This is a genomic window from Marinobacterium sp. xm-a-127 (assembly GCF_013283425.1).
Classification (GTDB): domain Bacteria; phylum Pseudomonadota; class Gammaproteobacteria; order Pseudomonadales; family Balneatricaceae; genus Marinobacterium_E.
On the sequence record NZ_WBYH01000004.1, the window covers coordinates 73,577 to 92,398 of the forward strand.

18 protein-coding genes are annotated in these 18,822 nt (G+C 49.2%); 4 read left to right on the forward strand and 14 right to left on the reverse strand.

Annotation, left to right across the window (positions count from 1 at the left end; translation table 11 throughout):
- The first annotated feature begins 23 nt into the window (after positions 1-23).
- Both XMA127_RS08195 and XMA127_RS08200 read left to right on the forward strand, forming a co-directional pair.
- Positions 24-1,874 carry a feruloyl-CoA synthase gene (locus XMA127_RS08195; RefSeq protein WP_173484360.1) on the forward strand — a complete coding sequence of 617 codons (1,851 nt, stop codon included), beginning with the start codon at positions 24-26 and terminating at the stop codon, positions 1,872-1,874.
- Positions 1,875-1,885: 11 nt separating this feature from the next.
- A complete protein-coding gene (locus tag XMA127_RS08200) occupies positions 1,886-2,764 on the forward strand; it encodes an amidohydrolase family protein (protein WP_173484359.1) in 879 nt (292 codons plus the stop codon).
- A gap of 70 nt (positions 2,765-2,834) precedes the next feature.
- Here the strand turns inward: XMA127_RS08200 and XMA127_RS08205 are convergent, their stop codons facing one another.
- Both XMA127_RS08205 and XMA127_RS08210 read right to left on the reverse strand, forming a co-directional pair.
- Positions 2,835-5,603 carry a PAS domain-containing sensor histidine kinase gene (locus tag XMA127_RS08205; protein ID WP_173484358.1) on the reverse strand — a complete coding sequence of 923 codons (2,769 nt, stop codon included), beginning with the start codon at positions 5,601-5,603 and terminating at the stop codon, positions 2,835-2,837.
- 150 nt (positions 5,604-5,753) lie between these two features.
- Positions 5,754-6,920, reverse strand: a complete 1,167-nt coding sequence (locus XMA127_RS08210) for an MFS transporter (RefSeq protein ID WP_173484357.1) — start codon at positions 6,918-6,920, stop codon at positions 5,754-5,756.
- Positions 6,921-7,008: 88 nt separating this feature from the next.
- Here XMA127_RS08210 and XMA127_RS08215 point away from each other — a divergent pair, with 88 nt between their 5' ends.
- Entirely contained in the window at positions 7,009-7,440 is a 432-nt protein-coding gene (locus XMA127_RS08215; RefSeq protein WP_173484356.1) for a thioesterase family protein, read from the forward strand.
- 2 nt (positions 7,441-7,442) lie between these two features.
- Positions 7,443-8,042 carry a glutathione S-transferase family protein gene (locus XMA127_RS08220; protein WP_173483038.1) on the forward strand — a complete coding sequence of 200 codons (600 nt, stop codon included), beginning with the start codon at positions 7,443-7,445 and terminating at the stop codon, positions 8,040-8,042.
- Positions 8,043-8,170: 128 nt separating this feature from the next.
- Here the strand turns inward: XMA127_RS08220 and dnaB are convergent, their stop codons facing one another.
- The 12 genes from dnaB to murU all read right to left on the reverse strand — a co-directional run bounded on the left by dnaB (position 8,171) and on the right by murU (position 18,821).
- Positions 8,171-11,038 (reverse strand): replicative DNA helicase, encoded by a 2,868-nt coding sequence (gene dnaB / locus XMA127_RS08225; RefSeq protein WP_173481230.1) that lies wholly within the window; start codon positions 11,036-11,038, stop codon positions 8,171-8,173.
- A gap of 103 nt (positions 11,039-11,141) precedes the next feature.
- On the reverse strand, positions 11,142-11,588 hold the full coding sequence (gene rplI / locus XMA127_RS08230) for a 50S ribosomal protein L9 (RefSeq protein WP_173481231.1): 447 nt from the start codon (positions 11,586-11,588) through the stop codon (positions 11,142-11,144).
- A gap of 87 nt (positions 11,589-11,675) precedes the next feature.
- Positions 11,676-11,906 (reverse strand): 30S ribosomal protein S18, encoded by a 231-nt coding sequence (gene rpsR / locus XMA127_RS08235; protein ID WP_173481232.1) that lies wholly within the window; start codon positions 11,904-11,906, stop codon positions 11,676-11,678.
- A 20-nt stretch (positions 11,907-11,926) separates the two neighbouring features.
- Positions 11,927-12,334, reverse strand: a complete 408-nt coding sequence (rpsF, locus tag XMA127_RS08240; protein WP_173481233.1) for a 30S ribosomal protein S6 — start codon at positions 12,332-12,334, stop codon at positions 11,927-11,929.
- Between the two features lie 144 nt (positions 12,335-12,478).
- Positions 12,479-12,883, reverse strand: coding sequence for an OsmC family protein (locus tag XMA127_RS08245; protein WP_173488680.1), 405 nt, complete (start codon positions 12,881-12,883; stop codon positions 12,479-12,481).
- A gap of 12 nt (positions 12,884-12,895) precedes the next feature.
- Positions 12,896-13,705 carry an indole-3-glycerol phosphate synthase TrpC gene (gene trpC, locus XMA127_RS08250; protein ID WP_173488681.1) on the reverse strand — a complete coding sequence of 270 codons (810 nt, stop codon included), beginning with the start codon at positions 13,703-13,705 and terminating at the stop codon, positions 12,896-12,898.
- The gene (gene trpD, locus XMA127_RS08255) at positions 13,705-14,730 is read right to left on the reverse strand and encodes an anthranilate phosphoribosyltransferase (RefSeq protein WP_173499126.1); all 1,026 of its coding nucleotides are present in this window, start codon (positions 14,728-14,730) and stop codon (positions 13,705-13,707) included. Before trpD ends, trpC begins: the two co-directional genes overlap by 1 nt.
- A 142-nt stretch (positions 14,731-14,872) precedes the next feature.
- A complete protein-coding gene (locus XMA127_RS08260) occupies positions 14,873-15,859 on the reverse strand; it encodes an AEC family transporter (RefSeq protein WP_173499127.1) in 987 nt (328 codons plus the stop codon).
- 38 nt (positions 15,860-15,897) lie between these two features.
- Positions 15,898-16,578: a phosphoglycolate phosphatase gene (locus tag XMA127_RS08265; protein WP_173481238.1), complete on the reverse strand. Its 681-nt coding sequence runs from the start codon at positions 16,576-16,578 to the stop codon at positions 15,898-15,900.
- Positions 16,575-17,246 (reverse strand): ribulose-phosphate 3-epimerase, encoded by a 672-nt coding sequence (rpe, locus tag XMA127_RS08270; RefSeq protein ID WP_173483045.1) that lies wholly within the window; start codon positions 17,244-17,246, stop codon positions 16,575-16,577. Before rpe ends, XMA127_RS08265 begins: the two co-directional genes overlap by 4 nt.
- Before the next feature lie 91 nt (positions 17,247-17,337).
- Positions 17,338-18,144, reverse strand: a complete 807-nt coding sequence (gene djlA / locus XMA127_RS08275) for a co-chaperone DjlA (RefSeq protein ID WP_173499128.1) — start codon at positions 18,142-18,144, stop codon at positions 17,338-17,340.
- The gene (murU, locus tag XMA127_RS08280) at positions 18,144-18,821 is read right to left on the reverse strand and encodes an N-acetylmuramate alpha-1-phosphate uridylyltransferase MurU (protein WP_217362085.1); all 678 of its coding nucleotides are present in this window, start codon (positions 18,819-18,821) and stop codon (positions 18,144-18,146) included. Before murU ends, djlA begins: the two co-directional genes overlap by 1 nt.
- Position 18,822: the final 1 nt, after the last annotated feature.

Here is an 18,822-nt window from a genome sequence, read left to right on the forward strand (position 1 = left end):
GCATTAGGCATCAGGAGATAAAAATGACTGCAGAATTTCATTCAGTAAATATCAAGGACTTCGGCGTGACGATTGAGAACGCTGCCGAAGGCGTGCAATACGTCACCAGTGCAGAGCCATTGGCTGATTACCCAGTTAAGCTAACCGATAAACTGGTTCACTGGGCTAAAGAGACACCAGACACTGTACTGATCAGCCAGCGCGGTGAAAATGGTGAGTGGGAATCACTCACCTTCGCACAGACACTTGAGCGTGTACGTTCAATTGCCAGCTGGATGCTGTCGCAAAACCTGAGCAACGATCGCCCAGTGGTTATCCTGTCAGGCAACTCGACAGAACACCTATTGGTTGCTCTAGCGTCGATGTACATCGGTGTACCTTTCTCACCCATCTCGACTGCATATTCGTTAATCTCGAGCGACTACGGCAAACTGCGTCACGTCTTTGACACACTGACACCGGGTCTTATCTTTACCGATAACCTAGGTCCTTACCGTGATGCCATTGACGCGGTTAACATCGATAAAGCACCAGTACTGACCTGTTCAGCAGACCACGCAACGGATGGCTTAAGCTATGATGTGACCCACCTTGACCTGGCGCTCAATTGCGAAGCTTCAGCAGAAGCTGACGCAACACACGCCGCTCTAACTGGTGATGCGATCGCAAAGTTCTTATGGACTTCCGGTTCAACCGGCATGCCAAAAGCGGTGATCAACACTCAGCAGATGATCTGTGCAAACCAAGAGATGGTGCGTTCGGTCTACGCATTCCTGAAAGATGAGAAGCCCGTTATTCTGGATTGGCTACCATGGAACCACACCTTTGGTGGTAACCAGAACATCGGTATGGCGATCTACAACGGTGGTACTTTCTATATTGATGAAGGTAAACCGGTACCGAAGATGATTCACCACACTATGGAGAACCTCAAAGAGATTTCGCCAACCATCTACTTCAATGTGCCTAAAGGCTACGAGTTGATGGCGAAAGAGCTAAAAGCGAACCCTGAAATCGCTAAATCGCTGTTCAAAAACTTGAAGATGTTCTTCTTCGCCGGTGCTGGCCTAGCTCAGCACGTCTGGGATCAGCTTGACGAGCTTTCGGTTGAACACACTGGTAAGAAAGTACCTATGGTGACAGGTCTTGGCGCCACTGAGACGGCACCGTCTGTCTTGTTCGCATCCGTTGAAGAGTCTGCATCAGGCGTTGTTGGCAGCCCAGCACCCGGCATCACGCTTAAGCTCATCCCTAACGGTGACAAAACAGAAATCCGCGTGAAAGCGGTTACCATCACCCCTGGATACTGGCGTAACGAAGAGCAGACTAAGAAAGCGTTCGATGAAGAGGGCTTCTACTGTCTAGGCGATGCGGTTAAATGGATCGACGCGAACGAACCTAACCGCGGCCTTCTGTTTGATGGCCGTGTCTCTGAAGACTTTAAACTCGATACCGGTACTTGGGTCAGCGTAGGCACACTGCGTGCTTCACTGATCCACCACTTCGCACCTTACGTGCAAGATGCGGTAATTTGTGGTCGTGACCGTGGTTACATTGCAGCGATGCTCTTCCCAGACTGGGCTCACCTTCAGGCACTGGTTCCTGGTGGCAAAGAGATGGACAACGAGACATTGGTTGCTCAACCACACGTCAAAGAGGTGATGGCAGAACGTCTTGAACAGATGGCGGGCACCAGTACCGGTAGTTCAACACGCGTTAAACGCATCACAGTACTGTCTGAACTGCCATCGATCGACGGCAACGAGATCACAGACAAGGGCTCGATCAACCAGCGCGCTGTCATGGCTCGCCGTGCTGATATAATGGAATCACTATACGTTGAGTCATCTGATGACCACGTGATCTCACTTTAAGGGGATAGAGAATGATTAATCTAGACGAAATCATCGCCATCGACTTCCACACACACGCGGAAGAGCCCTGCTCTTGTGATCGTGATGACGGCTACTTTGAGTTCCAAGAAGCGTTCGCGAAGTACTTCAAGAACCCAGCTGGCCACAACATGATGCCATCACCCGATGAGACTGCGGCTTACTTCCGTGAGCGCAAGATCGCATCGGTTATCTTCCCAGTAGACGCAGAACGCAACACCGGCTTCAAGCGTTACGAAAACGAAGAAGTAGCGCGCATCTGTGCTGAGAACGATGACATCCTTATCCCGTTCGCATCAATCGACCCTGCTAAAGGCCGTTTAGGGGCTCGCGAAGCTCGTCGTCTAGTGCGCGAGTTTGGTGTGAAAGGCTTCAAATTCCACCCAACCATGCAGGGCTTCTACCCGAACGATCGCTCGGCGTACGTTCTATACGAAGCGATCGCTGAAGAGGGTGCTATCGCCCTATTCCACACTGGTCAAACCGGTGTAGGTGCGGGTGCTCCAGGCGGCATGAACATGCGTCTTAAGTACTCTCGGCCAATCTACCTAGATGACGTCGCTGCGGACTTCCCAGACATGACCATCGTTATGGCACACCCAGCCTTCCCATGGCAGGAAGAGCAGCTATCAGTACTGACTCACAAGCCAAACGTCTACATGGATCTATCAGGTTGGTCTCCAAAGTACTTCTCACCAATCCTGCTGCAGTACATGAACAGCATGCTGAAGAAGAAGATGCTGTTTGGTTCTGATTGGCCTGTCATCACACCTGATCGCTGGATTGCTGACTTCGAAAAACTCGACGTCAAAGAGGAGGTAAAACCTCTGATCATGAAAGAGAACGCTGCACGCATTCTCGGTTTGAAATAACCCTTCAAACTGACAAAAACGGGCCTCTAGGGCCCGTTTTTTTATTGTCTGAACTCACTTACTGCACTGCTTATTTGTCATACTCAATCAAGAAGGCTTGGAGTTTTGTCAGCTCGATCGGTTTAGAGATCACGATATCAGCGCCGGCCTCTAACATAAGATCGGTCTCTGCGCCGATGGTGGCTGCCGTCAGACCGACAATTGGGCCAGTATAGCCTCTCTCACGTAGCCCTTTCACTAGACCGTAGCCATCCAGTTCCGGCATAAAGATATCAGACAACACCAGATCAAAAGCACCCTCGGCATAGGCGTCTAGGGCCTGTTGGCCATCGCTGTTAACAACCACACTAGCGCCCTGCTTTTTCAACATCTTGGCGGTTAGCATCTGGATGACGTTATTATCCTCTGCCATCAAGACTCGCTTACCCTCCAGTGTATTATCGATCGGCTCTGGAGTTTCACTAGTCTGTTTGGATAGATTGACCACTAACTCGATCACAAATTCAGCGCCGCCCTGTTCAGAGGTTTCATAATGAAGATCCCCGCCCATCAAAGCCACTATCTCTTTGCAGACAAACAGACCCAAGCCAGTTCCCTCTGCGTTAGTGTCACCGCGTTGATATGCCTCAAACAGAGTATCTATTTTAGAGTCAGAAATACCCTTACCGTTATCTGAGATTCGAATCGTCAACGCCTTGGTGTGATTCCCTTTTAGTTCGCCACTAGCATGGAGTTGAACCTTATCCCCACCCGAGTGAATGATGGCGTTTTTAATGAGGTTCGCTATGGCCTGTCTGAGCAACGTGGATTGGATATGAACCGATTCACTGGTTAAATTCGATAAGTCCGCGGTAAGTTCGACACCCGATCGCTCTGCAAGAGCCGATAGGTTTGCAACCTGAGCCGTGAGCATTTCATCTATCACAACATCTTTAAACGCGGCTTTCGCCATACGTTCTGGCTGAGCCACTGCACGCAAAGTATCGATCACACCCAAAAGATGCTCAATATTGCTTTCGACAAGGGCTTTATCCAGCGTCTCTCCCTCTTCAAGATCATCCAGCATCATCTGCAGACTGGCCGCTGGGGTGCGCAATTCATGGCCGATTACGGCGTACATCTGCTTTTGCCGCTCTTGTTCGGCAAGTAATTTTTGTGAAGCTGATACCGCTTTTTCCTTAGCCTTGTGCTCTTCGGTAACATCGATTGATGTACCAAAGGCAAATAACTTATCGTCTTTTAATAGGGTTGTTGCCGTTACTTTCACAATAATAGGATCGGAGTTTACCGGTTGATAAGTGTGAGTAAACGACGTCACCGCCCCGATACCAGCCTCGATAGCATGCTGAACATTTGCATTAAACCCTGCTCGCTCTTCTTCAGGTATTTTAGACAGAACCTGATCCATCCCAACCGTATCAGCTTCAGACAGCCCTTCGCGCGCCATTAAAACTTTGTTACCCGTCATTGTTCCAGACTCTAGATCAACCTCAAAGAAACCGAAATTCCCACTTTCAGCCATAAGATCCAACAACTGGTTTTTCTGTTGCGCCGATCTCTGTGCATTAGTCTCATCAGTTATATCCAAAGATAAGCCAAGGAATGAAACTCGACCATTGAGCTCTCGCCTGATTCGAGTCACACGGTAGTAATGCAGATCGCCATTAGCCAAGTAAAACGGGTGCACAAAAGATTGCAGTTCACCCTTGTTAGAATGAGCCAAATCCTCTCTGGATTTGATAAAAGCTTGTCTAATATCTTCCGTCTGATGAGCGTAAAAGAGCTCTATTGAACGCTCCTCATCTGAGTCATCAATACCCAATCGCTTAGCGACTTCAGAATTACATTTAAAGGTTCGAGTCCCAGGGAAGAACTCAATCAAACCAACTCCACCAGCATTTGAAATAAGATTGATTTGGTCGGTTAAGTCTTCGGCCTCTTTGGCGAACTGAACCTCTTCAGTGATATCAATTGAAACACCGATAAATAGCTTTTCACCCTCACGTTCTATGGACTGACCGACCACTTTAAAATTACACAACACTCCACTTGGCTGGATACGCATATCGTGAACAAAATTCTTATGAGTGCCTACCGGACCTTTGATTAGTTTATCAAACACTTCACTAATAGCTGCCAGACTCTCCTCTGGAAAGCAGTGCGTATAGTCGCTAAACACTATCGGGGTATCAGACTCCGACAGACCGAATCGAGATGAATTGACGGCATCCCCTTTTAAAATTCCAGTTTCCAGACCGTATTCAAAAAAAGCGATGTTAGCCTCAGATGAAACCGCCTTTTGTCGAGCACTTTCCTCTTCAAACCATTTATTAGAGTTCATATGTTGACTTAACAGTTGAAACAACACCTCAAGCCCAATGATCGTCAACCCGGTAAAGGTGACGAACTGAAGCAGCACTCGAACCACTGATAGATCAAAGATAAAAACGGCAGCAGCGCCTACTGAGGCATTCATTACGGCTAAGAGAGCAAAGACCGCAAAACGAGGAAGCAACAGACACATCAACAGTGTGATGATCAGGCTGTAGGTATAACCTACCGTTGGGTTTGAATAACGAAGCGTTGCCACTGCACCCGCTATAAAGATAACCAGGATCGAAATCATTAGTCGGTGCTGATAACGCAGCGGAATAGAACGCAGCGACGCTATGATCAAACAGATGAACAAGACACCCTGGGCCATCACTGGCCCGAACGAACCATCAATAGCGATAGCGCCCCACAGGCTCAGCACAAGTGCTGGCAGCGATAGCAACACCATAAAAAAGGCGACTTTAATCGCTAACTTGTCATAAATCGTTTTTGAAGCACTGTTCATATATCAACCAACTTTTAACTATTTTGCGTTGCAAATTGCAAATACATAGAGAGAATTTGCAAAATAACACCGCTCATTCGAAACAGATGGGGCTAAAACAGCTCAATAAAGCCCTAAATAAAGTTAAGCAATTTTCAGGCCAACTTATCCTCAACTAGAACGCTTTTGATTAAACAGCATCAAACCAAGTACCAACGCAACAATCGGGAAGATCACCAGATTAAGTACCTGCCAACTGGTCGAGTTGAGCAGCAAACCGGACATAAACGAGCCGACCGCGACAATTGAGAAAATCAAAAAGTCGTTTAAACCTTGGGCAACGCTCTTATCCTCTTCCGGAACGCTCTGCGCCACCAACGCCGTCGCACCAATGAAGCCAAAGTTCCAACCGATACCCAACAGAATCAGCGATCCCCAGAAGTGGGTCAATTCCAAGCCAAACAGCGCGATCAATCCAGAGAGTGCAATGAGTAGAAGTCCTATGGCTGTGATACGCGCTTTGCCATACTTAGCCATTAATTTCCCGGTAAAGAAGCTCGGCGCAAACATTGCCAACACGTGCCACTGAATTCCCAGCGCCGCTTGATGCACCTCGTGACCGTGCGAGACCATGGCGATCGGTGCGGCCGTCATAATAAAGGCCATTAGGCCGTAGGAGACCACACCGGCAGCAACCGCTGTCAGATAGGCTGGGCGCTTAAGCAGAGCCAGCGCTTCCAGCTTTGAGCCACCCGACTTCACTTTAGAGGTAGACTCTACCGGTTTCAGCTGAGTCAGCAGCACAATGGCCAGCAAACCCAACACGGACATGGACAGGAAGCTACCGGCATATTGCGCCTCTAGTGCGCCTTCGGTCCAGACAACGACCTGTGGACCAATAATCGCAGCCGCTAGACCACCAATCATAACGCGTGATATCGCCTTACCTTGTTCTTCACTCGCCACCCCTTCGGTAATGGCAAACCGGTAGCTCTGAACATGCGCCGCGTAGAAACCCGCCAAGAAGGTACCGCTACAGAACCAGATAAACGACTGGTTGATGATCGACGTCCCCGCGACAATGCCCGCCAATACGCAGACCATGGCGGCAAACAGATAAGCGGCTTTTCGACCGAACTGTCGCACCATAAAGGCCGCTGGCAAAGTACTGAGTGCAACACCTAAATTGAACAGAAACACCGGCATGGTGATCAGATCTTGCGGTGCATTAAGAGAGAGACTGACCAGGCCGCCCAACGAGATGATGATCGGCGGGGTCGAAGCCCCTAGTGCTTGCGCAACGGGGTAGAGTTTTACATTGGTTGAGGCAGAAGACATAAGATTTCCTTAAAAGCACTAGTGCTGTGTGCGATAACAGGCTAAGTTCTCATATAGGGATTAGTGTTACAAGAAGGATTTACAGCCCATGGCACGTATTAAAATTGATATGCCCGATAACTACCTATTTTCGACGGTAATGGATGTTCGTATCAGCGATATCAACTACGCAAACCACCTAAGTAACGACAGTGTGCTGAGTTTTGTACACGAGTCACGTACCCGTTTTTTGCGACAGTACGGATATACAGAGTTGGACGTGGAGGGGTTAGGCATCATCATGACCGACAGCGCCATTGTCTACAAAGCGGAAGGCTTCCATGGTGACCAAATCCAGATCGACATCACGGTCGGGGACTTCAACAAGTATGGCTGCGACATCTTCTACCTGATGACCAACAGAGCCACAGCCGTTGAGATAGCCCACGTAAAAACTGGCATCGTCTTCTTTGATTATGACGCACGCAAAGTGGTGGGATTACCAGAGGCGTTTCGAGCTAACTTGTTAAAAGAGGCTTAGTCATGCAGTTAATGCTCTCACATACCTCGCCCTATGCACGGGCGGTGCGCATCGCGATCATGCTTAAAGGGCTAGACTCAGAGTGCAGCATGGTTTGGGTTGATCCCGCATCAAACACTCCTGAACTGGTTCAGGCCAACCCCAGTGTCAAAGTCCCCACGCTGATTCTGGATGATGGCACTACCCTGACCGAAACCCTGCTGATCATGCAGTACTTGGAGCGCCGCGCACCCAACCCTCCGCTTTTTCCCAATGCTCAAGCCATTCAAGAGATGTCGCTGGCAGGCAGAGCCATCGGTTTACTCGATGCAACCGTCTGGATGATGCTCTTTAACAAATCACTGGCGACTGACGAGAACCGTAACAGCGTACTACCTACTCGTCGCTTACGAGCCATTGAACGCCTGTTAGATGAGCTCGCTGAACACCCGCCAAGAGTCGTTGGAGCCACGCCTGGAATGGGCCAGATACTATTACTGTGTGCGCTTGAATACTTAGAGTTTCGCTTTCCAGAAATGAACGCGACCGAAAGAGCGAAACTGGTAGAGTGGTGTAAGCCGTTAAAAGCATCTGAGCCGTTTCATCTGACCGAGTTTTATTGACGGTGTCAGCGAGCTCCCAAGGTCTTGGTGACTGGCTTCAGCCTGTCATCCGCTCACTACAAACAGTGAATCTCTAGAAAAGGCTGCAACAGCAGATGACAGGCTAAAGCCAGTCACTTTCCTGCTGTTTACTCATCCGGTGGGTATTCGTAGCTGTGTGCCAGGTTCTCGAAACGGGTGTACTTACCGATAAAGGCCAATCGAGTGGTACCGATCGGGCCATTACGCTGCTTACCAATGATGATCTCTGCAACGCCTTTCTCGGGTGAATCTTCGTTGTAAACCTCATCACGGTAGATGAACATGATGACGTCGGCATCCTGCTCGATCGCGCCCGATTCACGAAGGTCGGAGTTCACTGGGCGTTTATTTGGGCGCTGCTCTAGGGAACGGTTAAGCTGCGACAGTGCCACCACTGGACAGTTCATCTCTTTCGCTAGCGCCTTCAACGAGCGAGAGATCTCAGAGATCTCGGCAGTTCGCCCTTCACTCTTACCGGTCTTAATCTGCATCAACTGCAGGTAGTCGACCATAATCATGCCGATTTCACCATGCTCACGCACAATACGACGGGCACGGGTTCGCATCTCGTTGGGGCTGATACCCGGCTGATCATCAATATACAAGGGTTTGTTCTTCAGCATGTTGACGGCCGCAGTCAGCTTTGGCCAATCATCATCTTCCAACTGACCGTTACGTACACGCGTCTGGTTGATACGACCAAGCGATGACAACATACGCGTCATCAACTGAGCGGCAGGCATCTCGAGGCTGAAGACTAGAACCGGCTTGTCATCCCCCATCAAGGCGTTTTCCACCAGGTTCATAGCGAAGGTGGTGTTATGGACACAAATATCTTCAGCGACAAAGTTGTGTAGTTCAGGGACGGTTAAATCATAAACCTGATCATTTCCAACATAATCGATCGAAACTATCTCATCCCAATATAGATCAGAACTAGAGAGACTCATCAGATAGCTATCATCAAAGAGCTCTGCATAAAAACGAGCTTTTTGGCGACTTAACGAACGCTTACTTACACCCTGTAAATGTGGATTAAATCCATTCGGACACTCTAACCCTTTCTGTGCAAATAGATCTGGCCAGCTCTGCTCGCCTTTCAGTTCAAGGATATAGTCGTTGACTGAATCCGGCAGTGCATCTCGGTTTGTGTGAGATCTTTTTAATGACAACTCAGCTTTGGCTTTTGCAAGACGATCCTCTTTACCAATCATTCCTATCTGAGTGATAAAGGTTTCTATCGATTCGCGCGAAATCAGCTCAACTTCGAACTGGTCACGCTTGTGGTGCGTCTTAGTTCTTAGCTTGGCAACTATTCCAAAACGCAAAAGCAAATGTTGGATATCACTCGCTAGGGATTCACTGGCACTGCTGTAACTAATCCGAATCTGCCCAGTTGAACTGAATGAGACTCCACCATCACATGCAAAAATACGATTTAGGAAGAGCTTCAAATGACTTTTTGGCAAGCTAAAAACTGCTTCTGGAATAACCTTTTCATGCGCTAAACAACCCCAAACACCCTGCTCTTTCAAGAACACTGTCACCGGGTTAATTAACGTTGAACTAGACTCATAAACCTCATGAGTCTCCTGTTGAAATTCGCTTCCAAAAAAATCACAAAGGGACTGGTAACCTAATGGATTTGGCACAGAAACGGCATTACGCCAGGCACTAATTGTCGACGGCTGGAGTGATAATCTATTGGCTAACGACTTACCTGAGAGTCCAAACCTTTGCATCGCGTTTTCTAAATATGCTGCAAATCTAACTCTCATTAGATTGGTATTTTCAGAGCGCCCAGAAACACGGTAGCTTGGCGCACGATGATCGTAACTCGTACGAGTCACCTTAACCGAATTAAACTGTTCAACGGCCTGTTTAAAGTCAGCAACAATGGTTTTATTTACATTAGTAAAGATGGGGTTAGTTTGCGTGGTACCGCCATCGCTTAAGAAATAAGCCAGTGCTTTAACTTGATACTCTGGCAAGGGTGTCGAGCCAAAAATTGGCAGCACCCTTGGCACACCAATTTTTTCACCAGTGGAAATATCGGCTAGTTTCTTCCACCCTTTACCCGTTAAAAATGGGTGAGTTAACGTTGTTTTAATCGATCGACCGAGTGCGGTTTTGACTTCAAATACAGGTTTAACGCCGTCATCCACAAACTGTGAAGCACGGGCTTCCACTAACTTAAACTGATCATTAACTGCAGTAACTGAACCATATTGTTCGGCAACCATCTCATCGATCGTTAATCGTGAACCCGTTTTAGGATCGACTAATCGTGAACCTGAAACAATGCATTTACCCATCGAGGGCCTTGCGGCGACGATGATCAGATCTGACGGCTGGAGACCACCGGTGCGTTCGTTCAGGTCGTCAAAGCCAGTGGTTAGACCGGTCAGTGCATCGCCATTACTGAACAGCTCATCAATACGTTCAACGGCCGCTTTAAGCAGTGGGTTAACCGATTGAGGGCCACTCTGGTTGGGACGGTTCTCTGCAATCTGAAAGATCTTAGATTCCGCCTCATTCAACACCTCATCGGCCGAACGACCATCAGGGAAGAAGGAGGAGTCTGAGATCTCTGTTGAGACCGAAATCATCTGACGCAGCAAGGCACGATCGCGAACGATCTCTGAGTAGGCTCGAATGTTGGATGTACTTGGCGTGTTGCGCGCAAGATCAACTAGATACTCTAGCCCGCCAGCACGTTCCAGCTCGCCGGTACGGTCCAGCTCTTCAGAAAGCGTCACCACATCGATTGGACGACCTTGATCGATCAACTTCTGCATGGTGCGGAACATCATGCGATGCCCACCGGTGTAGAAGTGCTGTTCCAGACAGACTTCCGACACAACGTCCCATGCGTTGTTGTCCAACATCAAGCCACCCAGCACCGACTGTTCCGCCTCTATCGAGTGAGGGGGTACTTTGGCCTGTGTGAGATCGTCGTCTTGGAAATCGAGCATGGTCTAATTACTGCAGAAATAAAATGATTAGAGCAAGTAACTATACCTGTTTAGGCATAAAAAAACCGCGCCGAAGCGCGGTTTTTTTTAAGAAAGCGTCTGATTACTCAGCAGCGATCTTAAGGTTCACTGTAGCAGATACTTCTGCGTGTAGTTGAACAACGATTTCGTATTCGCCAATGTTACGTAGAACACCGTTTGGAAGACGAACTTCGCTCTTCTCTACTTCAGCACCAGCCGCAGTGATCGCTTCTGCGATGTCACGTGCGCCGATAGAGCCGAACAGTTTACCTTCATCACCAGCAGTAGCTGTGATAGTTACTTCTTTGCCTTCTAGAGCTTCACCGCGTGCAGTCGCAGCAGCAAGTGCTTCAGCAGCAGCCGCTTCTAGTTCAGCACGACGCTCTTCGAAGCGTGCAACGTTGGCAGCAGTTGCAGAAACTGCTTTACCTTGTGGGATCAGGTAGTTACGACCAAAGCCAGCTTTAACGTTAACTTTATCGCCTAGTGCACCTAGTTTACCGATCTTCTCGAGGAGGATAACTTCCATCTCTCAAACCTCATTTAGGCTGCAGGTATACCTGCAGTAAAAAATTAAACAATCACCCAAAGATAGCTATAGAGCTATCAATCACTATTAACGGTCGTGACCGTCAGTGTATGGAAGAAGTGCTACGTAGCGAGCGCGCTTGATAGCAGTAGCTAGCTGACGCTGGTACTTAGCTTTAGTACCAGTGATACGGCTAGGTACGATCTTGCCAGTTTCAGTGATGTAACCTTTTAGGACGTCTAGATCTTTGTAATCGATCTCAGTAACGCCTTCTGCAGTGAAACGACAGAACTTACGACGACGGAAAAAACGTGCCATCTGAATATCTCCTACTTAAATTATTCTTCAGAAGCTGCTGCTGGAGCAGTTTCTTCAGTTTTAGCTGGCGCTGGACGCTCTTCGCGACGAGGCTTACGCTCTTCACGTGCTTCAGCAGCTTTGATTGGAGATGGCTCTGTGATCGCTTCTTTAGTGCGAATAACCATGTTACGTAGCACAGCATCGTTGTAGCGGAACAAGTTTTCTAGCTCGTCCATTACAGCTTGAGTAGCTTCGATATTCATAAGAACGTAGTGTGCTTTGTGTACATTGTTAATTGAGTAAGCCAATTGACGACGACCCCAGTCTTCTAGACGGTGGATCTTGCCGTTATCGCCTTCGATCAGAGTCGTGTAACGCTCGATCATTGCAGGCACTTGCTCGCTCTGGTTCGGGTGAACCATGAACAGTACTTCGTAGTGACGCATTGTAGCTCCTTACGGTTTATTAGCCTTTGGATCGTCAGTGACCGGCCCCTTTACAGCCGATCTTTCCAAAAGCAAGGAGGTTGATATAAAAAAGGACGCGTGATCATACTGATCTGCGCGCCCTTTTGCAAGTCCAGTGCGGGATTATACGTCGTTGATCTCCACGCTGTGAGTAATCTCGACTCCACCGCCTTCCAACATCTTAGAGACTGAACAGTACTGCTCTGCCGATAAACGAGCCGCGCGCTCAACCGCGGCCGGTTTAAGATTGTGGCCAGTGACCTTAAAGGTCAGATGGATCTTAGTGAAGACAGCAGGCACAGCGTCTGCTCGCTCAGCATCAATGGAGGCAACACAGCTCACCACATCTTGGCGCGCTTTTTTCAGAATGCTCATGACATCAACACTGGCACAGCCACCTAAGCCAACCAGGATGTATTCCATTGGACGCGGCCCAGTCTCTAAATCACGATCAATATGTGCTTCAAACTTAGAGTCGGTAATCGCTTTAAAACGCTCTTTCCCTTCCCAGCTCACTTCAACGTGCATAATAAAATCCTTTTATTTAAACAGCTCAGCCAGACGTTCACCCGGCACGTCGGCACGCATAAATGCCTCACCCACCAAGAAGGAGTTAACCTGATGCTGACGCATTAGCGCCACATCGTCGGGCCCTAAAATACCACTCTCGGTGACTACAATACGATCATCAGGAATGTCCGCCAACAGCTGTATGGTGGCATCTAAGCTAACGTCAAAGGTGTGCAAGTTACGGTTATTAATACCCACTAGGGTGTTGCCCAGCGGCAGAGAACGGAGCAGCTCGTCACGATCGTGCACTTCGATTAGCACATCCATACCCAGCGATATAGCTAGGTCGTTGAGCTCTTTCATTTTGGCATCATCCAGCGCCGAGACGATCAGCAGTATACAATCCGCACCCATAGCACGCGCTTCATAGACCTGGTACTCATCGACAATAAAGTCTTTGCGAATGACCGGTAGCGAACAGGCTGCACGAGCCTGCTGTAGGTACTCAGTAGCCCCCTGAAAGAAATCAACATCGGTCAATACCGACAGACAACTTGCACCGCCGACGGCATAAGATTGCGCGATATCAGCTGGGTGGAACTGTTCACGTAGCACCCCTTTACTGGGGCTCGCTTTTTTAATCTCAGCAATGACGGCCGAGCGACCTTCTGCCAATGCATTTCGCATCGATTTCACGAAACCGCGCGGATCAGTGGCACCGCCTCGGTTCGCTTCGATTTGAGCTTTCAGATCAGTGATAGAGACCTGCTCTGAACGCTCGGCAATCTCTTCAAATTTACGATCAATAATTCGGGTTAGTACCGTAGGGATATTTGACATTAGGCTTCCTTAAACGCCTGACTGAAACGAGCCAGCTCTTCCATTTTCGCTAACGCCGCACCGGATGCGATCGTCTCCACCGCCAACTGGACACCCGCTTTGAGTGACTCAACCTTGTCCGCTGCGTAGAGTGCAGCACCCGCATTCAGCGCTACCATATCGGCCGCTTTAGGGTTGGCGCCACTCATCGCTGCTCGAATCAGAGCAAGACTTTCGTTCGCATCAGCCACCTGCAAACCTTCTAGGGTTTGTGCTTCAAGACCCGCGCTTTCGGCTGTAATTTCGTACTCTGTTACTTCACCATCTTTAAGCTCGGCTACTTGCGTAGTAGTCGCCAGCGAGATCTCATCCAGACCATCATTAGAGTGAACAACCAAAGCGTGTACGGCACCCAAACTGCGCAAGGCTTCAGCCATTGGACGACACAGAGACTCATCAAACACACCCATGAGGTAGTGTTTGGCACCCGCTGGGTTGGTCAGAGGACCTAGAACATTAAACAGCGTACGCATCGCCAACTCACGACGAGGACCGATGGCATGCTTCATCGCACTGTGATGCTGAGGCGCAAACATAAAGCCGACTCCCACCTCATCAATACAGCGAGCAACCTGCTCTGGGTTCAGCGCCAAGTGAATACCCGCCGCCTCAAGAAGATCTGCAGCACCTGATTTTGAAGAGACCGAACGATTACCATGCTTTGCTACAGTACCGCCCGCAGCTGCGACAACAAACGAGGTCGCAGAAGAGACATTAAACAGGTTTGAACCATCACCGCCGGTACCAACAATGTCGACTGCTTGAGGGTCTGTGACACTCACCGGCACTGCTAGAGAGCGCATAACATCGGCTGCTGCGGTAATCTCTTCTACCGTTTCGCCTTTAATGCGAAGCGCTGTTAGAAAAGCACCGATCTGAGCGTCGGTCGCCTCGCCTGTCATGATCTGGCGCATAGCCGCGGTCATCTCATCACGCGATAGGTGATGTCCCGCAACAACTAGGGCTAATGCCTCTTTAATATCCATGGTATTTCCTTTCTTCGTGCCTGCAGTGCACGCGCAACTGTTATAGCAATCGCTGTTATCTTTTGGTGATGCTGTACGATGCCCAATCCCAATCGGGTTCGCAACCTCTTTAGAGTAAATTCCTTAGCCTTTTGGGCGATCACTAAACCAATTGCATTAAATGCAGAGCGAAGTAGAGCCAAGGGACCACCAGCGCCATCGAAAACGTAGAGACAATCCAGTTTGAGTTGGCCAGATCAACATCCAAATCGTAATAGGCGCTGGCTACCACTGAGTTGACCGCAGGGGGCATGGAGCTCAATATCAACACGACGCCGAGCGCCAAGCCACCGGCGTATTCGCCCAATCCAACCAACCAGGCCATAGAGAGGGTCAACAGCGGTACCAGAGTGACGCGGGTAATGGCCACTTGCAGTGAATATTTGGCGTAGCGCGCGATACTGGTCACTTTCAATCCCAAGCCGACCGACACCAGCATACTGAAGGTCCCGATCGGAATGACCCAATCATTCGCACTGTCTAGAAATAGAGGGCGGTCTATTCCGCTGAGGTTAAACAGAAACCCAAGGCTAAACGCCGTTAAAATGGCGATAAGAAATGGCTGCTTAATCACCTTAATGAGTCGCTGAAAACGAGTCAGCCCCTCACTCCCTTTACCTGAAACCCACTGCGCGACCGGATACCCCACCAAAAAATAGAAGATCTCCTCAAACAGGCGATAGAGGGTAACCAATGCAAAACCTGCTTCACCCAAAAAGAGGTAGACCACCAAGGAGCCCATGGCACCAATGTTGGTAAAGCTGGTGGTTAGACCCATCACAGCGCGACCGGGACGATCCTGTTTATTCAATAGCCCTAAGCCATACCCCAACAGACCGCCGACTATCAAAGCAAATAGGCAGATCAAAGGCAGTGCCAGCAGAGTCGTATCGGTAAACTCGAGCACCCAGATCGCTAATAGAAAGGCGATGGGTATCATCACCATGATACCTAAATCACGCGTCACACGACTGAGTGTTGTTAACGCAAAAGGGAGCCTAATAAGAGACGCTTCAACGACTCTGCGCAGCAGGTAGCCACTGCCCAGACCAGCAAAAATAATGAACAGCGAAAAGGAGAGCTTATCCATAAAGCGCTAACCATCAATCCTTGAAAGTTAATAGCCAATTAGTGGTGAAAAGAGTCCAGTGACTCGACTACTTGATCTGGGTTGCACTCTTCAATAGGGCGCCCATGATTGTATCCGTAAGGCACTGCCAGAGCGGCTACGCCGGCAGCATGAGCGGCATTAATGTCATTGGAAGAGTCACCCACCATGAGCGATTCGTCGGCATTCACACCCGCTTTAACCATGATATCCAGTAACTGATCAGGTTCGGGCTTACGTTTAGGTAGCGAGTCGCCACCGCTCACAAAATCAAACAGATGAGCAATACCCACCCCTTCAATTAATGGTGTTGTGAACTGCATAGGCTTATTAGTAACAACCGCCAGCTTAATGCCTTTTTGACTCCAACGCGCTAGCGCCTCTTTAACCCCAGGGTAGGTACAAGCCGTCACGCCATTAGACGCTTCGTAGTAGTGAAGAAACAACTGATAGGCGTGCTGATACTCCGGCGTATTTTGAAGATCAGCTGGATAGTCCATTGCATCCGACAGCGCCCTAGCGACCAGCGCATGCGCACCATTACCAACCCAGGTTCGAATTTTGGCATCACCCGCCTCGGGTTTACCAACAGCTTTCAACATCTGATCAACCGCGACGGTAAGATCTGGAACGGAATCGACTAGAGTTCCATCCAGATCTAACATGATGAGCTTGGGCGCTTGATCGGCAAAGAGTCTCATCGCGTGGTAGCTAGCTCCGCTCGCATTGTGTCGATGGTTGCTTTGTAGTCATCGGTATTGAAGATCGCAGAGCCTGCAACGAACGTATCGGCACCCGCTTTAGCGATCTCTGCAATATTACTGGTCGTTACACCACCGTCTATCTCCAGTCGGATATCCAGACCAGACTCATCAATACGACGACGTGCTTCACGCAATTTATCCAGCGTTCCTGGAATGAACTTCTGACCACCAAAACCTGGGTTCACCGACATTAGAAGAATCATGTCCACTTTATCCATGACATGATCAAGGTAGTGCAGCGGTGTCGCTGGGTTAAACACAAGACCTGACTTACAACCACCGTCACGCACCATCTGCAGTGAGCGATCGATATGTTCAGACGCTTCAGGGTGGAAGGTGATATAACTAGCGCCAGCGTCAATGAAGTCACCGATCAGACGATCGACCGGCTTAACCATCAAATGCACATCAATCGGCGCTTTTATGCCATGGTTAACCAGTGCCTTACAGACCATTGGGCCGATGGTTAGGTTAGGAACGTAGTGATTATCCATCACATCGAAGTGGACAATATCGGCGCCTGCTTCCAATACGTTTTCAACCTCTTCACCTAAGCGAGCAAAATCCGCTGACAATATCGAAGGGGCAATCAAAAAATCTTTCATGGGTCTAACCTAGCTGTTTAATTTCGTTCATTTTAAGTGAGAGCTAAAAGAGACAACAGAAAGAAAAACTGAAGACTCTTTTAATGGGCCGTTAACTGGCTTTGCGGACCTCTCGAATCAGGTCATAGGCCGTCTGGATCTCTTGTGCCTTCTCTTTAGCCAGCTGCATCATCTCTTCTGGCAAACCTTTTGAGACCAGCTTATCGGGGTGGTGCTGACTCATCAGCTTACGCCAAGCCCGTTTTACCTGTGCATCGGTGGCACTGGCATCCACACCGAGTACACCATAGGCCTCATCGATACGCTGCTGAGTCGGTGCACCGCCCTGCCAGTGCTGATGAAAGCTGCTTTGCGCCTGCATTCGACGAATCAGAGCATCAATGGCATCGCGTTTAAGACCCAGTCGCTGACAGATATCGACAATCACCAAACGCTCAGCATCGCTGATTTCACCATCGGCAAAAGCCGCTGCCATCTGCAATTCAAAAAAGATCATGCGCAGGTCGTTACGATGTCTAAAGACTGCAGCAAGTGGGCGCAACAGTGGATCCAGATCAAAGTCTGGGGACTTACCCTCGGTAAAGTACTCTATCGCCTCTCGGCGCTTGGACTCATCGAGTTGCATTCGATCCATCACGGAGCGGGCGTATGCGATCTCATCTTCGGTCACCCGCCCATCCGCTTTTGCGATACGCCCCATGACGGCAAAGGTCGCTCGGAAGAAGATTAACTGTGGTGCCATCTGCTTGGCTGAACGAATGCCACGCTCTAACTGAAAGCCTAAAAAACCACCAAAAATCAGACCCCAGATACCACCGGTAAACAGGCCTACCAGTGCACCTAACACTACACCGGTACGGTATCGAAAAATTTGTTCGCCTATGGCTTGAGGATTCATCAACCCGCCTCTTTCAAAAAGGTTTCAACATCGGCAAGGCGATCCACCGTACCCACATCATTCCAATATCCGCCTAGCTTAGCACCGGCCACTTTAGACTGCTCTATCATTCTGCGTAAAAGCGGCGCTAATGCCGCTTTTTCGTTAAGCGCCAACGCATCAAACTGTGAAGGTCGTAACAGACTCACACCCGCAAAAGTCAGCTTTTCATCACCCTGAAGTAAGACTCGCTGATCTGACAAGGCAAAGTCGCCATCAATGTGCCAGCTTGGATTATCAACCAACCAGAGTTTAGCCAGGTCGTCTGAATCCAGAGTTAAATCCAGTTCTGAGTACTCTTGGGAGAGGTAGACATCCCCATTGACCAGAAGAAACGGCTGATCTGAGCCCTCTGTTTTGAGCATAGGCAGTGCTTTACGAATACCACCTGCCGTCTCAAGAGGCTCCTGCTCGGCAGAATAACGCAATGAGCAACCAAACTGCTCACCACTGCCCAGTGTCTGCTCAATCTGCTCACCGAGCCAAGCGTGATTAATCACAATATCGGTGATGCCCGCGCGCACCAGATTTTCGATCTGATAAACAATTAAAGGCTTTCCCAAAGCCAGTATCAAAGGCTTGGGGGTTGTCAGTGTCAGCGGGCGCATCCGAGTTCCCAAGCCCGCTGCTAAAATCATA